The 22,845-nt window shown below is 45.5% G+C and carries 17 protein-coding genes and 1 pseudogene; 2 read left to right on the top strand and 16 right to left on the bottom strand.

Annotated elements, in window-relative coordinates:
• Nucleotides 1-32: 32 nt before the first annotated feature.
• From C1T21_RS17760 to C1T21_RS17730, 7 genes are all read right to left on the bottom strand, one after another.
• Nucleotides 33-1,040, bottom strand: a complete 1,008-nt coding sequence (locus C1T21_RS17760) for an ABC transporter substrate-binding protein (RefSeq protein WP_103049183.1) — start codon at nt 1,038-1,040, stop codon at nt 33-35.
• Between the two features lie 221 nt (nt 1,041-1,261).
• A complete protein-coding gene (gene rbsB / locus C1T21_RS17755; protein ID WP_103049182.1) occupies nt 1,262-2,182 on the bottom strand; it encodes a ribose ABC transporter substrate-binding protein RbsB in 921 nt (306 codons plus the stop codon).
• A 34-nt stretch (nt 2,183-2,216) separates the two neighbouring features.
• A complete protein-coding gene (locus tag C1T21_RS17750) occupies nt 2,217-3,185 on the bottom strand; it encodes an ABC transporter permease subunit (protein ID WP_013310465.1) in 969 nt (322 codons plus the stop codon).
• A gap of 1 nt (nt 3,186) precedes the next feature.
• Nucleotides 3,187-4,668 carry a sugar ABC transporter ATP-binding protein gene (locus C1T21_RS17745; protein WP_103049181.1) on the bottom strand — a complete coding sequence of 494 codons (1,482 nt, stop codon included), beginning with the start codon at nt 4,666-4,668 and terminating at the stop codon, nt 3,187-3,189.
• 22 nt (nt 4,669-4,690) lie between these two features.
• Entirely contained in the window at nt 4,691-5,125 is a 435-nt protein-coding gene (gene rbsD / locus C1T21_RS17740) for a D-ribose pyranase (protein ID WP_103049180.1), read from the bottom strand.
• Between the two features lies 1 nt (nt 5,126).
• A complete protein-coding gene (gene rbsK / locus C1T21_RS17735) occupies nt 5,127-6,005 on the bottom strand; it encodes a ribokinase (protein ID WP_103049179.1) in 879 nt (292 codons plus the stop codon).
• Complete coding sequence (locus C1T21_RS17730) at nt 5,998-7,026, bottom strand: LacI family DNA-binding transcriptional regulator (protein ID WP_103049178.1); 1,029 nt, start codon at nt 7,024-7,026, stop codon at nt 5,998-6,000. Before C1T21_RS17730 ends, rbsK begins: the two co-directional genes overlap by 8 nt.
• Nucleotides 7,027-7,255: 229 nt before the next feature.
• On the opposite strand from C1T21_RS17730, the pseudogene C1T21_RS17725 reads away from it, so the two are divergent.
• A pseudogene (locus C1T21_RS17725) lies at nt 7,256-7,903 on the top strand (DsbA family oxidoreductase); the annotation flags it as partial.
• 82 nt (nt 7,904-7,985) lie between these two features.
• Here the strand turns inward: C1T21_RS17725 and C1T21_RS17720 are convergent.
• Together C1T21_RS17720 and C1T21_RS17715 are read right to left on the bottom strand one after the other, a co-directional pair.
• A complete protein-coding gene (locus C1T21_RS17720) occupies nt 7,986-8,774 on the bottom strand; it encodes an SDR family oxidoreductase (RefSeq protein ID WP_103049177.1) in 789 nt (262 codons plus the stop codon).
• Between the two features lie 237 nt (nt 8,775-9,011).
• A complete protein-coding gene (locus tag C1T21_RS17715; RefSeq protein ID WP_103049176.1) occupies nt 9,012-9,986 on the bottom strand; it encodes a copper amine oxidase N-terminal domain-containing protein in 975 nt (324 codons plus the stop codon).
• Between the two features lie 250 nt (nt 9,987-10,236).
• Here C1T21_RS17715 and C1T21_RS17710 point away from each other — a divergent pair, with 250 nt between their 5' ends.
• Nucleotides 10,237-11,154, top strand: coding sequence for an AEC family transporter (locus C1T21_RS17710; protein WP_103049175.1), 918 nt, complete (start codon nt 10,237-10,239; stop codon nt 11,152-11,154).
• 343 nt (nt 11,155-11,497) lie between these two features.
• On the opposite strand, the gene C1T21_RS17705 is transcribed toward C1T21_RS17710, so the two are convergent.
• The 7 genes from C1T21_RS17705 to C1T21_RS17675 all read right to left on the bottom strand — a co-directional run bounded on the left by C1T21_RS17705 (nt 11,498) and on the right by C1T21_RS17675 (nt 22,831).
• Complete coding sequence (locus tag C1T21_RS17705; RefSeq protein ID WP_103049174.1) at nt 11,498-14,569, bottom strand: X2-like carbohydrate binding domain-containing protein; 3,072 nt, start codon at nt 14,567-14,569, stop codon at nt 11,498-11,500.
• Nucleotides 14,570-15,052: 483 nt separating this feature from the next.
• Entirely contained in the window at nt 15,053-16,225 is a 1,173-nt protein-coding gene (locus C1T21_RS17700; RefSeq protein ID WP_103049173.1) for a M20 metallopeptidase family protein, read from the bottom strand.
• A 114-nt stretch (nt 16,226-16,339) separates the two neighbouring features.
• On the bottom strand, nt 16,340-18,472 hold the full coding sequence (locus C1T21_RS17695; RefSeq protein ID WP_103049172.1) for an ABC transporter ATP-binding protein: 2,133 nt from the start codon (nt 18,470-18,472) through the stop codon (nt 16,340-16,342).
• 45 nt (nt 18,473-18,517) lie between these two features.
• On the bottom strand, nt 18,518-19,414 hold the full coding sequence (locus tag C1T21_RS17690; protein ID WP_103049171.1) for an ABC transporter permease: 897 nt from the start codon (nt 19,412-19,414) through the stop codon (nt 18,518-18,520).
• A gap of 30 nt (nt 19,415-19,444) precedes the next feature.
• Nucleotides 19,445-20,371 (bottom strand): ABC transporter permease, encoded by a 927-nt coding sequence (locus tag C1T21_RS17685; protein ID WP_103049170.1) that lies wholly within the window; start codon nt 20,369-20,371, stop codon nt 19,445-19,447.
• Nucleotides 20,372-20,420: 49 nt separating this feature from the next.
• Entirely contained in the window at nt 20,421-22,037 is a 1,617-nt protein-coding gene (locus C1T21_RS17680) for an ABC transporter substrate-binding protein (RefSeq protein ID WP_103049261.1), read from the bottom strand.
• Between the two features lie 284 nt (nt 22,038-22,321).
• Nucleotides 22,322-22,831, bottom strand: a complete 510-nt coding sequence (locus C1T21_RS17675; protein WP_103049169.1) for a GNAT family N-acetyltransferase — start codon at nt 22,829-22,831, stop codon at nt 22,322-22,324.
• Nucleotides 22,832-22,845: the final 14 nt, after the last annotated feature.

The following is a 22,845-nucleotide window of genomic DNA, read 5'->3' as shown; positions in this document are numbered from 1 at the left end:
TGATTTCTCCTTTCTTATTTCAATTGAACTGATCACTTCGGATCAACGGAAAACATTTTAACGGCCTCATCGAGTGATTGGTCAACGGCTAGCGGCGAGTAGGTAAACCACGGGTCAGCTTTGATGAAATACACTTTGTGGTTTTTGACAGCCGGGAGATTTCTCCACAATGCACTTTGCTCAATTTGCTTAAGCATTCCGTCCTTGCTCGCTTCATCATAAACCAGCATAATAATTCGGTCTCCTGATAGTTCAGGTAACTTTTCCATTGAAATAACATCATAAACATAATTAAATCTCGGGTCCTTCGCCAGCTTCTGGCGTATGTACTCAGGAGGATTCAATTCCAGTGAACGGTAAATAACATGTCCTACATTCCGCGCTCCGTATACCCTTAACACATTCTTATCGTAGGCCATATAAATCGTAACCGTTTCATCTTTTTTGAATTTTCCAACCAGCTTCTTTCGACCTTCCTCAGCCTTTTTGTTGAAACTAGCGATCCACTGCTCGGCTTCCTTGTCCTTACCCAGCACGGCTGCGACACTCCGCAGTTGCTCAAATACATCGCCTTCTCCAAACGAAACGACTACGGTTGGAGCAATTTTCTCTAGCTGCTCCTTCACTTCGGGCGTGGTATATTCTGTTGTGATGATCAGGTCCGGTTGTAACTCCAGCACCTTTTCTACATTTGTCGGGTTCCCAATATCCGCAACTCCGTCAATCTTACCTTTTAAATAGTCGCCTTCTAACAAATGGGAAGCAGCACCTGCAGGCTTAACTCCCAAGGCCAGCATAGCATCCAAATATTGTGTCGTGACAACTCGCTGTGGATTTGCAGGGATACTGATCTTATTGCCAGTGGCATCAGTATATTCGCGCATGACAACCGTTTTGGATTGCCCGGAAGGATCATTAGTGCTGATCTTGTCGTTTGTCTGGTTGTTGCTAGCTGCGTTTCCACATGCACTCAATACAACCATCAAAAGAACCACAAGACAAAGCGTGGATTCCCATTTTAATCTGTACCTTTGTTGCACAATATACGTCCTCCTTAGATATATATAATTCATTATATGATAGTGATTCTCATTATCATATAATTGTTATTCTATCTTTTACCGTCTCTTCTTACAATACAAAAATTAAAAACTTCCATTTATGTGGTATGTATCGTCATCGTAGAATAGCCAAAAAAAAGGACTGATGCGCATTACAGCATCAGTCCGAATAGCTTAATATGTTGGGTCAAGCGCCCTTTTTATTTCGATTGATCCACTAACTCCAGCTTAGCTGGAATTGATGTTTTCACGGTTTTACCTTGAAGTACATCCTTGGCTGCCTGCACCGCCAATTGACCAATAAGCTCGGGTTGCTGAGCTACGGTGGCTGTCAGTTTCCCTTCCTTAATTGATTTAAGCGCATCCTCATTACCGTCAAAACCGATGACTGGAATGTTCTTACCTGAGCTTTGGATTGCTTCGATCGCACCCAACGCCATTTCGTCATTGTGGGCAAATACTGCCTGAACGTCCGGGTTGCCTTGCAGCAGATTTTCCATCACGTTCAAACCTTTGGTCCGATCAAAATCGGCCGATTGTTTGGCTATGACTTTCAGATCCTTATCTGCTACTTCATGAAAGCCTTTCCCACGTTCACGAGTAGCGGATGCTCCTGGGACACCTTCCAGCTCAATCACCTTGGCACCTTTTCCAACTTGATCAATCACATATCTGGCAGCCATTCGTCCTCCCTCTACGTTGTCTGAAGCGACGAGTGCTTTTACATCGCCTTTGTCAGCAGAACGATCCAGTGTAATAACCGGGATGCTCAATGCATTCGCTGATTGTACCACTGTGGAGATGGCCGACGAATCTGTCGGATTTATAAGTAACGCGTTTACTCCCTGTTGAATCAGATCATCCACGTCATTACTTTGTTTCGCCGAATCATTTTGTGCATCCACAACAATGACCTGCATTCCTTGTTTTTTGGCCTCTGCCACAACTCCGTCTTTGAGAGAGACGAAGAATGGATTGTTCAGCGTTGAGATCGACAAGCCGATTTTGATGTCCTTCAGGTTCGCGGCCGCTTTAGGTTTGGCCCATTCGGGCGGTTCCAAGGAACACCCTGTCATGAGCAGGAGCAGCAAGGCAGTCATGATTAATGTAAGCTTTTTCATATTTATGTGTCTCCTTCTACGCAGATTAGGTGTATTATGCGGATTTTTTACGGTCAATCAATACAGCAATAGCGATGACTATCCCTTTTACTACCATTTGATAAAAAGAGTTAACCCCCAGCAAGTTCAAGCCGTTGTTTAGTGTACCGATGATAAGCACACCAATTAATGTACCTACGATTCGTCCGCGTCCTCCCGAGAGGCTTGTTCCACCTAATACGACAGCCGCAATGGCGTCCAATTCATAAGAAGTACCTGCTGTCGGTTGCGCCGAGTTCAAACGTGAAGTCAAGATAGCTCCCGCCAATGCAGAAAGCATTCCAGCCAGAGAGTAAATCCAAATTTTTACACGCGGTACTTTAATACCAGATACAATCGAAGCCTTCTCGTTACCACCAATGGCATACGTTTTACGTCCGAATGGTGTTTTATGCAAAATGATCCATAGGACAGCAAAGGTAATGAGCATCGTAATCGCTGGAACCGGAATACCGAACTGATAGCCACGACCGAACAATTGAAATACCAGACTGTCTCCGAGTCCTGTAATAGGGTTACCGTTGGTATAAACGAGTGTCAATCCTCTGAAAATGGTCATGGTTGCTAGTGTAGCGATGAACGGAGCCATTTTACCTTTCGTAATCATCAAGCCGTTGACCATCCCCATCACGCCACCCAATGCACAACCGATAATAATCGCCAAAATAGGATCGAACCCGGCCAGCATCATATTTGCGACAAAAGCACTGGATAGTGCTAATATAGAGCCGACTGACAAATCTATTCCGCCTGTGAGAATAACGAAGGTCATACCGAACGCAATCAACGCATTAATGGATACCTGGCGCAATAAATTCAAAATATTAAGCGGTTCCAAAAAGCTGGGATTTAAGACCGATACGATGATCACCAAAATAATGAGTCCCAACAACGGGCCAAGCTTCTGCGTGATTTGTGACATTTGAAAGCCTTTGCTGCTTTTTGATTCATTCATAGTTGTCATATTACTGTCCTCCTGTAGCTAGCGTCATAATATTTTCTTGTGTGGCTTCTTCCCTGCTCAGCTCTCCACTGATCTTTCCCTCGTGCACCACGACAATACGATCGCTCATGCCGAGTACCTCAGGGAGTTCCGAGGATACCATGATAATCGCGACTCCACGTTCGGTCAGCTCGTTCATCAACTGGTAGATTTCCCGCTTGGCTCCCACATCCACACCTCTCGTCGGTTCGTCAAGAATGAGCACATTTGGACCAATACCTACCCATTTGGCAATAACCACCTTTTGCTGATTACCACCTGACAAACTGCGAACCGTTGTTTCGCCCGATTGGGTTTTAATTTGTAAGCGCTTAATTAAAGTGTTAACAAAATCCAACTCTTTTTGACCTGAAATAAATCCTTTTGAGGTAAAGCTGAAGAGATTTGGCAGCACCATATTTTCCCGAATGGAAAAATCCAGCACCAATCCCTCATCTTTTCGGTCTTCTGTAATGAAGCCAATCCCTAATTTCACCGCATCATCCGGCTTACGAATAGACACTTTTTTTCCACGTACATGAATCTCACCACGATCCAAAGCATCCAGTCCAAATAACGCCCGCATGATCTCGGTCCGTCCCGAGCCCATCAAGCCTGAAAAACCTACAATTTCCCCAGATCGTACAGTGAAATTCACATCTTCAAATAACCCTTTATGCGAAGCATTTTTGACCTCCAGAACCACTTCTCCCAAAGCTGGCGTTCTTACCGGATAGCGTTCAGTCAGCTCTCTACCTACCATTTTCCGTACAACTTCATCAAAATTCGTATCGGGAATCGCCTGAGTATCCACCGTTTTCCCGTCACGCATGATGGTAATCCGATCACAGATCGCGAATATCTCCTCCATCCGATGTGAAATATACACAATCGAAACACCATCTTTTTTCAAGGAAGTAATAACCTCGAACAGCTTCTGAATTTCCCGTTCGGTTAAGGCGGCTGTCGGCTCATCCATCACGATAACTTTAGCATCCGTCATGAGTGCTTTGGCAATTTCAATCATCTGCTGTTGACCCACTGAACAATCGCCTGCTTCACCGTTCAATGGAAGATTTACCGAAAGCTTGCTGAATTGCTCATTTGCTAACGCTTTCATTTTAGAGCTGTCTAGTAAGCCCCACTTGGATGTCATTTCCTTGCCGATAAACAGATTTTCCAGCACGGTCATCTCCGGCCACACATTCAGTTCCTGGTGAATAAAAGCAATTCCTTTTTGCTCCGCTTCTTTGGGGTCGGCAAAATAGGTTTCCTGGCCGTCAATGATGATCGTTCCCTCATCTCGCCGATGCAATCCGATTAAAATATTCATCAGCGTTGATTTTCCTGCACCATTTTCACCCATGAGGGCATGTACTTCTCCTTCACGAAGATCAAAGTCAACACCACTCAGTACCTGATTAGTTCCAAAGGCTTTGTGAATTCCTTTCATTTGAATCTGCATGCTGTACCCTCCTTTTTATTCTTTATCCAAAATGAACTCCTGCCTGCAAAATACAATTGGCAAATGGCTTAGCCTCTCCTGTACGAATGACCGCCTTCGCATAACGGCTCAGCTCCTTGAATTGTTCATGAGAGCAAAACTCGATGACAGCAGCCTGCTTATTAATCTGTGGATGTTCTAATTGCTCCCCTGCAAAGGTGCGCATAATATACTGCAATGCTTGTTCATTTTCTTGTTTGATTTCTTCGGCCAGCGTTACTTTTTCGATCACCATATCTGCTGCAATGACATCAACGACGTCCTGAAAGGATGGAACACCCAGTTTAAGGGCCAAATCAATTTTGGTAACGCCTTCAGGAACAGGTAGGCCGGCATCAGCCACGACAATATAGTCTGTGTGGCCGAGATCCGACAGTATTTTGGATATATGACTGTTTAGGATTCCAAGTTTCTTCATATTATATTTTCTCCTCTACTTCACGACGGGTTGGCATTCCACCTTGGGCTCCAAATTGGGTTACGGACAATGACGCAGCACGATTAGCAAATTTCACACTGTCTGCCAGCGATTTTCCTTCGGCCAGTGCCACTGCAAAAGCAGCGTTAAACGTATCTCCTGCACCTGTTGTATCAACGGCTTCTACTTTATAAGTAGGAACCACGACTTCCTGTTCTCCGTCGAAGAACCGTACACCGTTGCTGCCCTCAGTCACAAACAGCTTGTTGGGATATTTGCGCAGCGCTTCTTGAAGGCTCATATCCTTAAACATAATGGCAGCTTCATGCTCATTAGGCGTAATGTAGGTCGCATTCGCAATTACGCTGTCATCCACCTCACGAGCCGGAGCTGGATTCAGCAACAATGGTACCTGGTACTTCGCACAAATTTCACTTACATAAACAACCGTTTCCGACGGTATTTCCTGTTGAATTAACACAATATCCGAACTTCGGATGACGTCAAGCGCTTCTTCCACATAGGCGGGTGTCACTTCATTATTTGCTGCTTTTACCACAACAATACTGTTATCACCTTCAGCTAGTATAATATGCGCTGTACCGCTTTCCATATGTGTAACCGGTTTCACATAGCCAGTATAAACATGATTTTCTTCAAAATTACGTAAAATCTGTTCTCCAAAATGGTCATCCCCTACACGTCCAATCATCGTAACGTCCGCTCCGAGTCGTGCTGCGGCTACTGCCTGATTGGCTCCTTTACCTCCAGGTACGGTTGTAAAGCTTTCACCCAATACCGTTTCACCAGCACCGGGACGTTTGGACGAAGTAACTACAAGATCCATAGAACTGCTTCCGATAATCGAAATTTTAGCCATCATAATCCACCTTTCTCGTCGTTTCCCGTTCTATAAATTTGACGGGCAATTGTATGCTTGAATAGGTAAGTACTTTCGAATGAAGATTAGGTACGCTTGAATTCGTTACTTGCGACTGCTCAATCAACTGAATGAGTAGTCCTGCTGCTTCCCAGCCCATTTCATAAGCAGGTTGTCGGATCGTTGACAAAGGCGGGAATAACAAACTACTTAATGGTATATCATCAAACCCGATAATTTGAACATCATCCGGGATTTTCTTTCCTAATCTATGAGCCTCATGCATCACCGCTGTAGCCACGATATCGTTACTTGCGATAACTCCGTCCGTATCCGGGTACTTGCTAAACAGCTCTTTGGCCCACGACTCGGCCTCCTTGAACGAAAAGGAAGTTGTTTCGACCACATGGTAAGCAATTCCGGATTGCTGAAGCTCTTCAACCGCCCCGCGAAAACGGTCTTGTGCTGGACGAATATGTGCAGGACCCTGCATGACTGTAATTTGTTTGCTGCCGCGGGCAACCATTTCTTGAGCAGCCAAGCAACCGCCATGGGCTCCATCCGCATATACGGAGAGGCTGTCACTGGAAGTTCGATCGAGAAAAACGACCGGGATCTTCAGTTTGGCGTAACAATCGGCATCGGGATCATTGGTAGAAGAAATAACACCAACGACATTATTTTGAACAAAAGTATCCATGTAATCCAATTCTTTTTGGCGATCTTCATCACTATTACCGAAAATAATCCGAAAATCATTTTCCTGCATTCGATCCTCCACCCCACGAGCTAACAAGGGAAAGTAAGGGTTCGTAATATCCGGCAGCAGCAGGCCGATTAATCTGGATTTCTTTTTATACAAAGAACGTGCAACTTCATTAGGTTTGTAATTTAACTGCTTCACAGCAGCCTCTACCTTTCGCCGTGTATCCTCATGTACATATCCAGTTTCATTAATAACTCTGGATACGGTCGCTACGGAAACACCTGCAAAGCTGGCGACTTCTTTAATTGTTGTCATAGTGTAGGTTCAACTCCAATGTGTAACCGGTTACACATATAAAATATCACAGCATTAATTTTTTGACAAGCATTAATTATTTGCACGTTGAATGCTTTAGCTTTATAATTCTTATTGTAACTAATGAAGTTCCACCTTTATACACATGCAAAAGTGGAGAGTACCACTCCCAGTTACTCAATAAAATACGTATACATGGAGGCTTTTTCCTGATGAATATCGAAGTTTGCAATTCCCACATCGCAATGAGGTGCAATTGACATTCAAGAGTTTCGAATTGAACCCGGGTGCTGTGAGGGATAGTGGTAAAACGATCAATGAAGAACTATCAGCTAAATATGGGGTCAGTCTGCAAGAGGCTCAGGCTATGAATGATCGAATGAACGAAAACGCACGCTCTGCGGGTCTTGATTATAATATTCATGCCATGGTGCCGACGAACTCTCTTGATGCTCACCGCTTAACACTTTGGGCTCAAACACAAGGCAAAATGCTGGAGCTGAGCGAGCGTTTATTCCAAGCTGTTTTCATCGAAGGCAAGCATACAGGGGATCATGAAGTGCTTGTAGCGCTGGCTACTGAAGTTGGTTTGGATCAAAAGGAAGCGGCTGCTATATTAGCCAGTGACCGTTTTACCGACGAAGTTAGAGCTGATGAAGCCGAAGGCGCTGAGTTGGGTGTTCAGGGTGTGCCTTTCTTTGTATTTGATCGAAAATTTGCTGTTTCTGGTGCCCAGCCGGAGGAAGTATTTTATGATGCGCTTCAAAAAGCATGGGATGAACGCTCACCTTTCACCATGATAAGCGGCAGCTCGTCCAAACAAGATGTAGGTGGTATATGTACCGATGAGGGTTGTGAGCTTCCAGGCCGTGAATGAAGATTTTCTACTTCCTAAATAAATTTTAAAAAAGCGTGCCAGCACCCAATTAAACCTGAGGCTGGCACGCTTTTTTATTTTTTTATAATGATTTAATCATTCCACCATCCACAAGGATGGTGCTCCCTGTCAAATAGGATGAAGCTGAAGACGCCAGAAAAGCAACAACTTTACCGAACTCTTCAGGCTCTCCATACCGCCCCAATGGAATGCCCTCTTCTGCTTGTTTACGAACCTGATCCGTCGTTTGCTGGGTTTTCTCAGCTCGATGCTCGTCCAAGCTACGCACGCGATCGGTTGCAATTCTCCCCGGTGCTACAGTATGTACCAGAATATTATGAGGAGCTAATTCCAGAGACAATGTTTTCGCCAATCCAGCGACTCCAGTACGTAGCGTATTTGAAATGATTAACCCCGGAATTGGCTGTTTAACTGAGGAAGAAGCAATATTTAAAATCCTACCGCTTTGTTGTTTTTTCATATAAGGTAACACCTCACGGATCAACCGGATATGACTAAGTAAATTTTGTTCAAAGGCCTGCATCCACACTTCATCTGAAAAATCATCAAAGGTACCGGCAGGAGGCCCACCCGCATTGTTAACCAAAATATCAACGGTGCCAAACAAATCAGCTGTACGGCGGATGGCCTGGGAGATATGTTCTGGTTTTGTTACATCGCAAACTACATATTCAACGCGGCCACTCGCTGTTTCCAGTAATTCCGCCTGCGTCCGCTGAAGCTCTGCTTCGTTCCGTCCTGAAATGACGACATTCGCACCCTCGCGTGCCAGCTCCCGTGCGCTTGCCTTGCCGAGTCCTTTACTGGAACCTGCAACAAAGGCTATTTTTCCCGTTAATCCTAAATCCATCTATGACACTCCCTTTTCTCAGTGTTCTCTATTTAATTGTACACATGACCAGCACATAATGCGAATAGCTTGGTAGTATCATGAAGGCTATCTATCTTCTCACCATTAAAAAGAATACGAAATCATTAATTGCAAGGTAAAACAAAAAGGCCTGACATTTAGTCAGGGGCCCTTTTTGTTCACAAAATTTTGTTTGTTTACAACACGTTATGATGTTGATGTAGTAGTAGTTGTTGGCTACTCGTATACAACAACGGACTGGCTCTCAGGCTCCCATTTAACATTTGTCCCCAAGGCCTCTCCGATTACCCTTACAGGTACCATTGTCGTCCCATCCACTATGGATGCTGGCTGCTCGATAGAATACGGCTGACCGTTAATATATGCTTTCGGACTGTTAACAAATAATTTGACGGACACACCGTTACGGGTGACAGTAACAGCCTTTTCTTTCGGATCCCAGGAAACCTTTGCATCCAAAGCTTCGGAAGCTGTTCTAAACGGAACAAGTGTGGTCCCCTTGCGGTTAATCGGTTTGGCATCGTATTCTTCACCATTCACGAACAGCTTCATACCCGACGGCCGTCCAGCCTTCTTCGAGAATTCACCCAGCTTTTTATAGCTGTCCAGATCGGACACATTAGCCAGTACCGCCTCCTCCTGCATGTAAACGGCATCTGTCACATTTCCGTTTTCAGCCAGTAGCTCAGCTGCCTCAGTCAGTGCTTTACCAGAATTCCGGATCAATTCAAGTTCAGCAACCTGCTCCGGAGTCAAACGGTCCGGGTATTTCGTAAGCAGCAGATTCGCAATAACCGCTCCTGCCGGCTTATCCTTCGTATTTTCTACCGCGTGAAGCAGACCCTTGTAACCGTTGCGTCCCTTGTGACCATTATGGTCTTTGGACTCCTCGTATGTATCAACCGTTACTGCAACAGGTTCGGTTTTTCTGATTTCTGCGTGTTTTTCTTTTTTACTGTTTTCATCCTTTTTACCGGATGCTTTGTCCTTTTGTTTTTTAAACTGATCATTGTCTGAGTCATGGGGATTGATTAGCTCTTCCCCGCTGTTTTCATTCCCGTCTTTAACAGACATCTTTGCTTCCTGTTTGTTCTCCTGATCATTTCCGCGTCCCTGCTTGGCTTCAGCGGTTCCCGCTGCCAGTCCCAAGACCAGTATACACGCTAGTAAAGCTGTCCAAGTGTTTCTCATGATGCGATTCCTCCTTATAGTAAAGACCGGGCTCAAATGTCCCTAGATGTATTAACGGCTTCTCTAAGCTGATTTTTTATCTTTTCTTTTCTAATGTGTGAGACACCACTATAGCTGCAGTCCAGATTGCCAAAACCACTATAAAAATTTATTATACGCCTAACCTATTTACACAGTATAATGAGAATTACACATGCATTTTTAAGAATCAGCCTTTACATTCGCATAATAGAAAGAAGATGAAACAGACATGTTCGGCACCATTCTTTTGGACGTTGTTTTACCTATTTTTGTACTTATCGGTTTTGGTTGTATCATGCAATATTATTTTCGGCTGGATTTGTATACCTTAGCTAAAATCAATTTTTACTATATCACCCCCGCAGTTGTGTTTACGGGTCTTTATAACTCGGAAATTTCTTTAATGCTCATGGGTGAGGTTTCACTTTTTTATGCCTTGTACATAGCTATTCTGTACGTAATCAGCACTACCGTCGCCAGATCTCTGAAATATAGCCCCGGAATGCGTGGAGCTTTTACAAACAGTGTAATGCTAGATAATTCAGGAAATTATGGTCTGCCAATCAATCAGTTGGTGTTCAAAGGTGATCCGCTGGCCATTTCCGTTCAAGCTCTGATTATGACCTTTCAAAGCTTTGTCACATTTACATACGGTACTTTTGTTGTGCAACACGGCAAGGCCAATACTCGAAAAATATTAATTAACTTTTTTAAAATGCCTGTTCCCTATGCGCTTGCGCTAGGTTTGCTCCTAAATCTGCTGCATAGTCCATTGCCTAATTTACTGGCTGAACCTTTGAATTATATTAGTCAGTCGATGGTTGCCGTGGCTCTGCTTACTTTGGGAGCACAAATTGTACAATATCCCTTTCATTTGCGCCGGACAGCCGTATACATCAGTATGGTACTACGCCTGATTGCTGGTCCAATGGTCGGTTTTATGCTCGTCTTGCTGCTGGGTCTTAAGGGGATTCCCGCTCAAGCCTTGCTCATTGCATCGGGTATGCCTACCGGCGTTAATACAAGTATTTTGGCGGAAGAATATAAAAATGAACCCGATTTTGCCGCACAAACAGTATTACTTTCTACGATTGTGAATGTCATTACGATGACGCTGTTAATTTCAGCATCCCGGCATCTTGTTTGAGGTGTATGATCAATATAAAAAATGGATTAAAGACGCTTTTTGTCTAAGGACAGGAGCGTTTCTTTTTCGAGATAAAAGAACATATGTTCCCGTCAGTGTTTCTTTTTCTACTTAAAGTGGTGTGTTTGTTTTGTGGAGATCGTATGCGAGAAATAGTTTTTTTCTATTATGAATTTTTCATATAGTGAAATAATTATACAATTTAATTTGAATCTCTATTAGTTGCTGTTTTCAACTTGTCGTTGCTTTTTCCCCAAAAAAAAAATGCGGGACAACAAGGTTATCAAAAATAAAGCCAGCTCACTCCTTGGAGTGGCTGACTTAGGATTATCCTTATTAAGGTTTAGGGCTCAATTCCCCATTGCTTGCTTCCAGACAGGTAAGCGGTTATTTTAGCAGAATCTTGTAAACTGTTGGCTGTGGGATTAAATGAATAATCATCGGTTTGTGTGTAACTGCTCCAGTCCTCTTTGGATATCCGGGTTTGCAACTCCACACTTTGACCGGGCTCTAAAGAACCCGCAGCCGAGTTAAACCCGATTTCTGCATAAGAATCTGCCCCTGGCTTCGCATTGGATAATGTTTTGAAGCTAGCAATCACATTCCCTGTACCGACGCTCGACCAATCCGTGAAGAAATTTTGTGCTTTCTCCCCGTTAATGGTGTAATAATAACGCAATGTCACGTCTGCTAGGGAAATTGATGAGGTTCCCGTATTGGTTATTTTAAATTTGGAACTGATTGTATTGCTTGTGGCGGATACATTCCCATTGAAGGTTTGCACCTTCAGAACGCCCTCGCCTGTTCCCGGCTCACTTGGCGTATCCCCTTTCACCGTAATCGTAAACAATGCATCATTGCCTGTACTAAAATGGAAGTTTAGTGCTGTCTCTCCTTTAGGAAGTTTAGATAAATACTTGTTGGTAAGAACGACTGTTTCCTCACTAAGCGTATAATCTTCACCTTTGTTCAACACCACACTCCCCTGCTTGATCGCTTCTAGCGTATTGCCGTTAAGTGTTAGCTTGACAGTAATATCCGTATTGCTGTTATTCACTCCATAGGTTGCAGTCGTTGGTGTAATACTTGCTTGCCCGGTAGATGGCTGATCACCACCCACACGATCTGCCACCAGAATGCCGCGGCCATTCGTTCCCAGATAAGCACGTCCATAAATCCGAGGGTCCCCAATAATTTTGGTCACTCGAGCATATTGATGCTTGTCATCATTAATGCGCGCCCAGTTTGCGCCAGCATCGTCCGAACGGTAAAATCCACGTGTACCATCTATTTTACCAACGATAAATACCGCTGCATTCGTACGGTTCGGCGCTGCCTTACCAAAGCCTATAAAATCCGCTTCCTGCACATTAGAGAGCTTGGTGAACGTAGCGCCGGAATCCTTGGAATGCCATAAGCCATATGGCCCTCCATCCTCGGAGCCTCCGGCGAACCATACATCTCCTTCTGCTCCTCGTACAGCATCAATATCAGCATTGCCTGCTGTCGGTAAGCCAGTTACCGCTGATGGCGTAAAGGATACGCCTCCATTGGTGCTTACATATATTTTCCCGGAGGCAAATGCGTAATATTTATTAGGGTTCACTCGGTCAGAGACGATCTTTGCATTCGCTGGAATCCCTGTGCTTGCTGTCCATGAGTTGCCGCCAGTTTTGGAGTAGAACACACCTTTGTCTGATGTACTCCACAGTAAACCATTACCATCTGCCGCTACGGCGATGCTGCCTCCTCCTGCTGTACCGGAAGGCTCGTTATTTGCTTTATACCAGTTGGCTCCGCCATCATTGGAAAAACCGATGGATTTGGCATTTGGGTCTTTTTTATAATCCGCTTTACCTACCCGGGCCATAAAAGAAGGATTCAGCTCAGCGTAATCAATGCTTTCGCTGCTTGTAAAGGTCGGATTATCCAGCATTTTAGCTGGAGCCTTGAATAAATCGTCGTGTCTGAATCCAGAGACATCACCTACTGCGCTCACCAAAGGCGCGCCGGTTGGAGGGCTCACCAGATCCAAAATCGCCGTTTCCTCTACTCCTTTAGCGGCTACTGAAATATCCAGCTTTCCTCCTTTATCCCAATTGGTCAGATTTTTAGAGCCATAAATCGTAGCTCCGGTGCCGTACAACATATGGTCTGAATTAAATGGATCTATCTCCAGATCTCCAATCATCCACCCCAGCTTGGGCGATACTTCCGGTGGAGCAGGGTTGGCATTGAAAGTCAGCCAAGGCGCACCGCTTATATCCAGATTGTATTTCAGCTTGCGAGACGGATAACCATCGAATTCCCAAATAGGACTCCAGGTTGCCCCACTATCAGTGCTGCGATAAATCGTTTCATCCGGCCACCAGGCATTCAACGTAGCAACCATAAGTGTACCTGGCTTCTGGGCATCCACCGTCAGTCCACCATATCCAAAATGATTGTCCGCACTACTGCTACCTACGGGGCTAATATTAGTCCACTGCCCGCTTGCTGTATTCAATTTCCAAAGTTCACCCTTTGTTCCGTCATATGGACCAGCTCCATCACTATAAGAAATATACAAGTTGCCGTCCGCTGATAACACACCGTGATGTGGCAAATAGCCCGTAGGCTGTCCCGCTATAGCAGACCAGGTTGTCCCGCCATCTGTACTGCGATAGACACTTTGCTTTTTATCTGCAACACCTACATAGATCGTCTGCGTTGCTTTACTGGAAGAGCCTGTTTTTTTGTCAAAAGTAATCCAAGCCAAACCGACAATGTCGCTGGTATATTCATTGGAAGGGTCCTGTACATACGTCCCTGGATTCGGGAAACTGCTCACCTTGCTCCAAGTTGCTCCGAAGTCAGAGCTTTTCCATAGTCCATTACCACTTCGAGCTCCAAAGAACAAAATATTATTCTTATTTGGATCAATCGTCAGACGTTCGCCCATCGAGCGCCCCGGCATATTGCCTCCCACCTTAAAAGGAAGCTTGGTTGTCTGCCACGTGTTGCCCCTGTCGGTGGAACGCATAATTTGCCCGTTTTGTTTATCCCATGAATTAGTATACGTACCTGTAGCTATATATACACGATTCGGATCAACAGGATCAGTCGCTAGTGCATCGATACCATTTTTGTTCCAATCCTCCCAACCCACAGAATCAGTCAGCGGAATCCAACTCTCATTGGCAGCATTCCAGCGGTAAGCTCCTCCAATATCTGTCCGGGCATAGATCAGGTCTTTTTCCGTTTCATTAAAAATAATACCAGGTACAAAACCACCACCTCCACCCGTAACGACACTTTTCCAACTGTAATCGTCACTTGGAGCAGCATGAGCCGGTGCTATCATTCCTGTCCAGGAAGCACCCGCTACCACAAGCGCCAAACAAGCAATTCTCAACCTGTTTTTTGCCTTAGTCAATGAATTCAACCTCCTTCTTCATTATCATTTGAATATGCGAGTCATTTTGAGATCAAAGTAATCAGCCGATTCTGAATACGTTCCTATCGTTACCGTTGCTTCTCACAAATCTGACAAATGTTTTCTCAGGCTCACCCCCATTCAAACCCAATAAATACGGTGCAACACTAGTTTTGTTAGCGCTTACATTGATGTCTTGCTCAATAGATTCGTCATCTTTTTCTCATTTCCTTGTGCGAAAAATCAAGATAATGCAATATTATCTCCTGCTCCGCAGCTTATAATAGGAGGCTTGGACTTACCTCAGAGTTAACACCTTTTATTTAATTCTATTATGAATTTTTCATATAGTGAATTAATTACTTTATTTTCATTCTTTATGGGTGTCAAAATACTTGGATTTACAACAAAAAACCGCGCTATGCGCGGTTCCAGCTTCCTTTGCTTCCGTTAATACTGTCGTCAGTCATAAACATATGCATATTATTGCAAGTATTCAAGCGCCAGAGCTAAAAAAATATGTCCTGAGACGAGCAATGCTCGCTCATCAAAATCAAAGTGAGGATGGTGATGAGCAAAATGCGTTCGTTCATCCTCATTACGGGCACCCACATGAATGAAGGCTCCCGGTCGCTGCTCCAAATAATAAGCAAAATCCTCTGCTCCCATGACCGGCTTCAAATCCAAAAAGGCGTCTGCTCCATACAGTCTGCCGATGAGCTCGCGTACACGTTCCGTTTCGGCTTCGGCATTCACCAAAGAAGGATAGCCATTCAGATAGTCAATTTCGTATCCGGCATGATAAGCCTCAGTCAACCCCTTGACGATACTGCGAATTTCATTCTCGACTTCCTTACGCACTTCCTTATTAAACGTACGTACAGTGCCTTCAATTTTGGCCTTATCTGCAATCACATTAAAGGCAGTTCCAGCTTGAAATACCCCAATCGTTAACACTGCTGATTCAATAGGGTCCACCCTGCGACTAACCACCTGCTGCAACCCGTTCACAATTTGACTGCCGATAACAATAGAGTCCACCGTCTGATGCGGTCGTGCGCCATGCCCGCCTTTGCCGTTGATCTGGATCGTAAACGCGTCGACAGCCGCCATCGCAGGCCCACTCTTTAATCCAATTTTACCAAACGGAATTTCAGATGCGAGGTGAATACCATATACCGCCTCTACCCCATCCAGACAGCCATCCTCAATCATAAACTTGGCTCCGCCAGGCGGTTTTTCTTCCGCATGTTGAAAAATAAACACAAGCTTTCCCTTCAGCGCCTCACGGTTATGGCTCAACACGCGTGCCACTCCAAGTAACGCAGCCGTATGACCATCATGTCCGCAGGCATGCATAACACCCGGAACAGTCGATTTATAAGGCACATCCTTTTCATCCTGAATGGGAAGCGCATCAAAATCAGCACGAAATGCAATCGTTCTACCTGGCTGACCGCCTTCTAAAAACCCGAGCACACCGTTTCCACCCACATTCGTTCTTACCTCAATACCAAAAGAGCGCAATTGATCGGCGATAAATGCAGACGTATTCGTTTCTTCAAAAGACAGCTCGGGATGCTGATGTAGATGTCTTCTCCACGCAATCAGCTCTTGTTCACCATCTTTTAATTCCTGAACCCATTTTTCTAGCATAATACCCTCTTTTCCTATTGAATTTATATACTTCTTTCCTTATCTTACCATGAACGACCTGTAGAATGTAGCTCTCTTATCATGCCGATAGCAGATCAAAGGAGGGGCTTGAACCTAGGCCGGGTAATGACAAGCGGCATAATGTCCTGTGCTAATCGCTGTCAGCTCAGGCGATTCCTCACGGCAGCGCGAGGTCGCTAGTGGACAGCGGGTATGAAAACGACAGCCGGATGGAGGCTTCGCAGGCGAAGGAATCTCACCTTGTACCGTAATTAGCTCCCGGCGGTTTTTCGGATTTGGGTTAGGTATCGAGGCAACAAGCCCCCGAGTATACGGATGGGCAGGATGCCTGAACAGCTCGTCACTTGGCGCAATTTCTACAAGTTTCCCCAAGTACATAACCCCTATCCGATCTGAAATATGGCGGACAATGTGCAATCCGTGTGCGATAAACAAATAGGTCGTATCCGTCTTACGCTGTAAGTCCTGAAGCAGATTGACAATTTGCGCCTGAACGGAAACATCCAAAGCCGACACTGCCTCATCCGCTAAAATAAACTGCGGTTGCAGAGCAATGGCACGGGCTATCCCGATTCGCTGCCGCTGTCCTCCCGAAAATTCATGCGGAAACCGCGTAACCAGCGAAGGTGATAATCCAACAGCGCTCAGGAGTTCTTCCACCCGTTCCTGCTTTGCCTTGCCATACAACCCTTCATGAACCGCAAGCGGCTCCCCTATGATATCTCCCACATTCCACCGTGGATCAAGTGATCCGTAGGGGTCTTGAAAAATCATCTGCATATCACGGCGAACGGATCGCAACTCAGAATTTCCTAAACGTGTCAGCTCCCGATCCTGGAACCATACCTGCCCTGAGGTCGGACGTTCCAGCTGCATCAGCAGCCGGCCTAAAGTAGACTTACCGCTGCCGGATTCTCCGACCAAACCAAAGGTTTCACCCTGTCGTATAGAAAACGATACATCATCCACCGCCCGGATCGAAGCGCCAGTCCGACCGGGAAAGCTTTTTTTCACCGGATAATGCTTGCGAAGTCCATTCACCCGAAACAAGTCCTGCTTGTTCTGGACAGTTTCCGTGATAGTCTCATTGGATTTAGGCGAGTTCTTTACCTGTACGCCATGACTGCTCACCTTAGCCCCATCAACAGCAGATACGTTCGTCACTTCTTCCTTTACTTCGGCTGCCTTTGCAATAGCATCTCCCGTGATCTGACCTTCCACCGATAGCTCTGTAATACGCCAATCGCCGGACGCAGCCAATTGCTCCGAATGCCAGCAAGCCACCTCGCGTTCATCCTTGGCTGCCAGCGGTGGTGCTTCGTTTTTGCATTGATCCGTCGCATGCGGACAACGCGGGTGAAACAAGCAGCCTGAAGGCAATGCACTCAAGCTGGGAATAGCCCCCGGGATCGAAAACAGCTTGCTGCTGCGATCTGTATCCAGTGTTGCCACCGAACGCAGCAATCCTCTAGTGTAAGGATGCAATGGCAGCTCGAACAGTTCTTTCGTTGCTGCCTGCTCCACGACTCGACCGGCATACATCACAACAATTCGATCCGCAACCTCTGCGGCAATACCCAAATCATGCGTAATCAACAGAATCGACATGTTGAATTCCGCCTTTAATTCCTGAAGCAATTGCAAAATTTGTGACTGAATCGTTACATCCAGCGCCGTCGTTGGTTCATCCGCTATTAGCAGCTCAGGGCCACATGAGAGCGCCATCGCAATCATCGCCCGTTGTAGCATCCCGCCGGACAACTCTCCAGGGTACTGCTTCATACGAATTTCCGGTTCAGGAATCCCTACCCTGTTCAGCAAATGAACCGCATGAGCCCATGCTTGCTTTCGTGTCTTCCGGTCATGCTCCATGATGATTTCTATCAGCTGATACCCGATGGTGTACACCGGATCAAACGCTGACATCGGCTCCTGAAATACCATCGCCATCTTTTTGCCGCGAAGTGAGCGTAATTCCTGCTGCGACAAAACGGTCAAATCTATGCCCTGCAACCGTATTTGTCCATGAGCAATTCGTCCGTTCTCATAATCAATTAGCCGCATAATCGCCTTGGAGGTAATCGTTTTTCCGCTGCCGGATTCACCAACGAGGCAGACCGTTTCTCCCGCCCTGATCGTCAGTGATACGTTGTCGAGTGCTTGCAGCAAACCTTTTTTAGTGTGAAAATCGACCGACAAATGTTCAATCTCCAGCAATGATGACAAACGAACTCCCTCCTTCTATAGCACTTAAGAATAGGCTTCCTGATGCTAGTTTGCGTTCTTTTTCGGGTCCAACTGGTCTCTCAGCTTGTCGCCCAAAATATTGACTGACAACACAAACAACGTAATGGCTAGGCCAGGAAAGGTACATATCCACCAAGCTACTGTCAAATATCCTCGTCCTTGAGACAATACTGTTCCCCAATCTGGAATTTCCTTTACCGTGCCAAGTCCCAGAAAGCTTAATCCCGATCCAGCCAAAATAGTGCTACCGATGCCAAGCGTCGCCATCACGAGCAAAGGGGACAAGGAATTAGGAAGCACATGACGCCAAAAGATGCCGAAAGGTGTAACTCCGATGGAACGCGAAGCAGTGACGTAAGAACGTCCTTTTATACTCATAATTTGGCCTCGCATAACTCTTGCATAACCGGGGACAGCAGAGATGGCTACCGCCAGCACAATATTGAACAAGCTCGGGCCAAGAGCCGCCGCAATCGCCAGAGCTAGCAAAATGCCGGGAATAGTCATCAAAATATCAATAAATCGCATCAGTATCGAATCCACCGTACCGCCAATGTAGCCTGAGAGCGCACCAATAATTCCACCTACCAGACCGCCGACGAGTACCGACATAAAGCCAATAAACAGAGAATCCTGACTTCCGTGAACAACCAGACTGAATACATCCCGCCCAAAATAGTCGGTTCCGAACCAGTGAGACGCACTTGGTCCTTGTAATATATGGTCGCTTAACATTTCTGTGGGTGCATAAGAAGCAATCCATTGTGGAAATGCCGCACAGACGATTACGAACACAATAATCAGTCCGGCTGCATATACGAACCCATCCGACACTCCACCGAGCCGCCACCTTCCAGTTTGCCGAGCTACCCGCAGCTTTCTTTCCTTCCAAATTGTTTTGGCAGCCATTGTTTCTCTCAACCGACTTCCTCCTCCCTGAATCCTTCCGGCTTACGCCGAGCGTCTAACCCTTGGATCAATGAACGTATACGATATATCCACCAGTAAATTTACGATCACATACATGATGGCAGAGAACAATACAACTCCCTGCACAACTGGCAAGTCTTTAGCCATAATTGCATCCGCAATTAAACGCCCAATGCCTTGCCGTGAAAATACCGTCTCACTCACAACTGCTCCGGCCAGCATTTCTCCCATCAGCATCCCGATCATCGTTATCGCTGGAATCAACGCATTGCGTAGCGCATGGCGATACATAATAACCTTCTCAGACAAACCCTTGGAACGGAGCGTTACGATGAACTGCTCATTAATGACTTCCAACATACTGTTGCGCACCATTCTGACAATGAACCCTGCACCAACAATGCCCAAAGTGAGAGACGGAAGCACAAGAGTTTTCCAACCGTCCGAGCCCATAGCAGGCAGCCATCCCAAGTGAATGGAGAAAATAAGCAACAGCAGAATACCTGACCAGAATGTGGGCATAGAAATGCCGAACAATCCAACGATTCGTGCGATGATATCAATCGGCTTATCCCGATGAATGGCCGACAAAACTCCAAGCAGGACACCGATAATGACCGAAATAGCAGAACCGGCAAGCGTCAACGCCAGTGTAGGCGGGAGATTGACCCATATTTTAGGCAGCACCGGATCAGCATTGAGCAGTGATTTTCCAAAATCACCTTGTAGCAGATTTCCGAAATAGTTCAAAAACTGAACATGAAAAGGCTGATCCACTCCCAGCTTATAACGCAAATTGGCGATCATCTCTGGCGTGGCCGTTGAAGGGTCAAGAATCGAATCTACCGGGTCCCCCGGAAGCAAATACAAAATGCTGAATACCAAAATACAGGAACCCAGAATGACCAACAAAGAAGTAACCAGTCTTTCTGCAACAGCTCTGATCATAGCCCACACTCCTTCCCGTCTGGATGGCCCCAGAAACTATTTAGCAATACTATTTTTGAATACGCACATCGTTAAAGAGTGGATAACCCACTACATCGAATTTGAGACCCTGCACTGACTTGGCGGCTCCAACCGTATAAGGGAAAACATAAATCGGAATGATGACGGCCTGATCACGGATTAGCTGTTGCACCTTTTTATAAATCTCCTCCCGCTTGGCATCATCCTGTTCAATAGCTCCCTGCTCCAACAGCTTGTCGACCTCTGGATTGGAGAAGTTAGGCAGTGTAGGCCGCTGATTTGGTGCCGCTGTGTGGTAAAAAGCATATAAAGCGTTCGGGTCCACATTGACCTGGCTATTTCCGTAGAAATCATAGTTTCCGTTCGTATATACAACTGTTGCAATATCCTTGGTAATTTCAATCTTCACATCAACACCGATTTTCTTCAGCTGCTGCTGAATAATGGCTGCAATGTCGTTCCGTTTTTCACGGTTCAGAGTGCCGTCTACATAATGCAGCGTCAGACGTTGTCCATCCTTCACCCGGTAACCATCCGCTCCCTTAACCCACCCCAACTCATCCAGTAACTGATTGGCCTTGTTAAGATCAGGCTGCAAGCCGTTTTCCAGTGATTTATCATATCCAAAAATACCCGGAGTGAGTGGCGACCAAGCCTGTTCATAAGTTCCTAGATACAGCGTTTTGACGATCGTCCCCACATCAATACCATATTGTAATGCCTGCCTCGCCTTCAATTCATTCCACGGTGTCTTCTTTTGGTTAATGAACAGTGTATATGGCAGTCCTAGGGTATTGACCTGCAACAATTGAAAATTAGGGTCACTCTTCAACGTTAAAATGTTTTGCGGTGGGACGGTTTCAGCGGCCAAAGCCTGCCCACTCTGCACACTGCCGATCCGGGTCGCCTCCTCCGGAACAATTTTAAAGGTCACGCTGTCCAAATACGGCGCTCCCTGATTCTCAATAGTTTCCGGTGCCCATTTGTAATCCGGGTTACGTTCGATTTTGATTTCTGCATTTTCGTCCCATTTTACAAACTTAAAGGGGCCTGTACCCACTGGATGCTTACCGAATTGATCTCCATATTTTTTAACTCCTGCCGGAGAAACAATGGCTACAGCCGGAACACTTAAATTGCTCAAAAATGCTTGCGATGGTCGTTTCAGATTCAATTTAATCGTGTATTCATCAATCACCTGTGAGGACTCATAGGGAGCTAGCAAGTTAGCGGCATTACCTACTACGGCTTGCGGATCAATAATCCGATCATAGCTAAATTTAACGGCTTCCGCATTGAACGGAGTTCCGTCATGGAACTTAACGTCCTTGCGCAGCTTGAAAGTATAGCTTTTTCCATCCTTGGAAACGCTCCATTCGGTTGCCAGCCAAGGCTTAATCGTATTATCGGGCAGTTTTACCACCAAGTTATCGAATATCGCACGATATACCCGAGATGCTACTGCCAATCCACTCTTATGTGGGTCCAGTGAATCCGGCGATGTTGCCAGGGCATAGGTAAGATCTCCACCTTCTGCGGCCTGCCCGTCTCCTGCTGCATTCGCCTCGGCATTCGTAGAATTGCCTCCGCCATTACCCGAACATGCCGATAAGACCAGCACCATCAACAGGGTTAAAGCTACCATTTTTGCAAATCGACTTGTTCGTTTCACCTAAAAACACTCTCCGATCTGATGGGTAATGTTATGATTACATTGCATTCTTGGAGCCGATGTTCCATTGTTGATAATTCCAATCTGATATATATGAATTATGTTAATAACTGTATACCTGCGTTTTTATAGTGTCAATGCAGGTTCTAATTGGAATGATCTATAGATGGATAGAAGACTTGAATTGACAACAAAAAAGAGCCGATAGGATACTCTCCCCGACTCTTTTTCATTACTGATTTACTATTTCGAATTTTTCAGGTATTGAAAAACTGACTTATATTCCCTCTTACCGGATGTGTCTGTTCCCTGTACTCACCTTTCGTATAACTTCCGATCACCTTACGCCAAAAGGATTGTGCCGGCCTATTCGTGCTCATCTGGGTCACCTTCCAACGTCCGTTAAAACGTCCAAACAGATTATGAGCTGCCCAAGTCCCAACCCCATTATGTCGATAAGGACGAAGTACAAAAAACTCAGCCATGTAGTAGTCAGCTTCTCGATTGCTGGACATTCGGTCAACGAGTGCAAAGCCCACAGGAATATCCTGTCTCCAAATCAGAAAAGGCAGCTTCTGTTCACCGCTCGTCCAATATTGATACAAGTCTGGATAAGCCGGGAACGTCCCCTTCTCAGTGACATCAATTCGAAGATAGGCTGTAAAATCGTACAAATAAAATTGCATGAGCTGTACAATAATGTCCTTTTGCGACTCCGGTACACTCTTAATAGACAGCTTCAGTTCCGATTTGATATTATACCCCATACTTTCACCTCTCT

The sequence above is a fragment of the Paenibacillus sp. F4 genome, assembly GCF_002894905.1.
GTDB lineage: Bacteria > Bacillota > Bacilli > Paenibacillales > Paenibacillaceae > Paenibacillus > Paenibacillus polymyxa_B.
This window is presented reverse-complemented; position numbering and strand designations above follow the sequence as displayed.

Coding starts and splice junctions, on each gene's coding strand:
- C1T21_RS17750 (WP_013310465.1), bottom strand. CDS start 3,185: ATGACAACTATGAATGAATCAAAAAGCAGCAAAGGCTTTCAAATGTCA.
- C1T21_RS17720 (WP_103049177.1), bottom strand. CDS start 8,774: ATGGATTTAGGATTAACGGGAAAAATAGCCTTTGTTGCAGGTTCCAGT.
- C1T21_RS17680 (WP_103049261.1), bottom strand. CDS start 22,037: ATGGTAGCTTTAACCCTGTTGATGGTGCTGGTCTTATCGGCATGTTCG.
- C1T21_RS17700 (WP_103049173.1), bottom strand. CDS start 16,225: ATGCTAGAAAAATGGGTTCAGGAATTAAAAGATGGTGAACAAGAGCTG.
- C1T21_RS17715 (WP_103049176.1), bottom strand. CDS start 9,986: ATGAGAAACACTTGGACAGCTTTACTAGCGTGTATACTGGTCTTGGGA.
- rbsK (WP_103049179.1), bottom strand. CDS start 6,005: ATGGCTAAAATTTCGATTATCGGAAGCAGTTCTATGGATCTTGTAGTT.
- C1T21_RS17745 (WP_103049181.1), bottom strand. CDS start 4,668: ATGCAGATTCAAATGAAAGGAATTCACAAAGCCTTTGGAACTAATCAG.
- C1T21_RS17675 (WP_103049169.1), bottom strand. CDS start 22,831: ATGGGGTATAATATCAAATCGGAACTGAAGCTGTCTATTAAGAGTGTA.
- C1T21_RS17710 (WP_103049175.1), top strand. CDS start 10,237: ATGTTCGGCACCATTCTTTTGGACGTTGTTTTACCTATTTTTGTACTT.
- C1T21_RS17685 (WP_103049170.1), bottom strand. CDS start 20,371: ATGATCAGAGCTGTTGCAGAAAGACTGGTTACTTCTTTGTTGGTCATT.
- C1T21_RS17730 (WP_103049178.1), bottom strand. CDS start 7,026: ATGACAACAATTAAAGAAGTCGCCAGCTTTGCAGGTGTTTCCGTAGCG.
- rbsD (WP_103049180.1), bottom strand. CDS start 5,125: ATGAAGAAACTTGGAATCCTAAACAGTCATATATCCAAAATACTGTCG.
- rbsB (WP_103049182.1), bottom strand. CDS start 2,182: ATGAAAAAGCTTACATTAATCATGACTGCCTTGCTGCTCCTGCTCATG.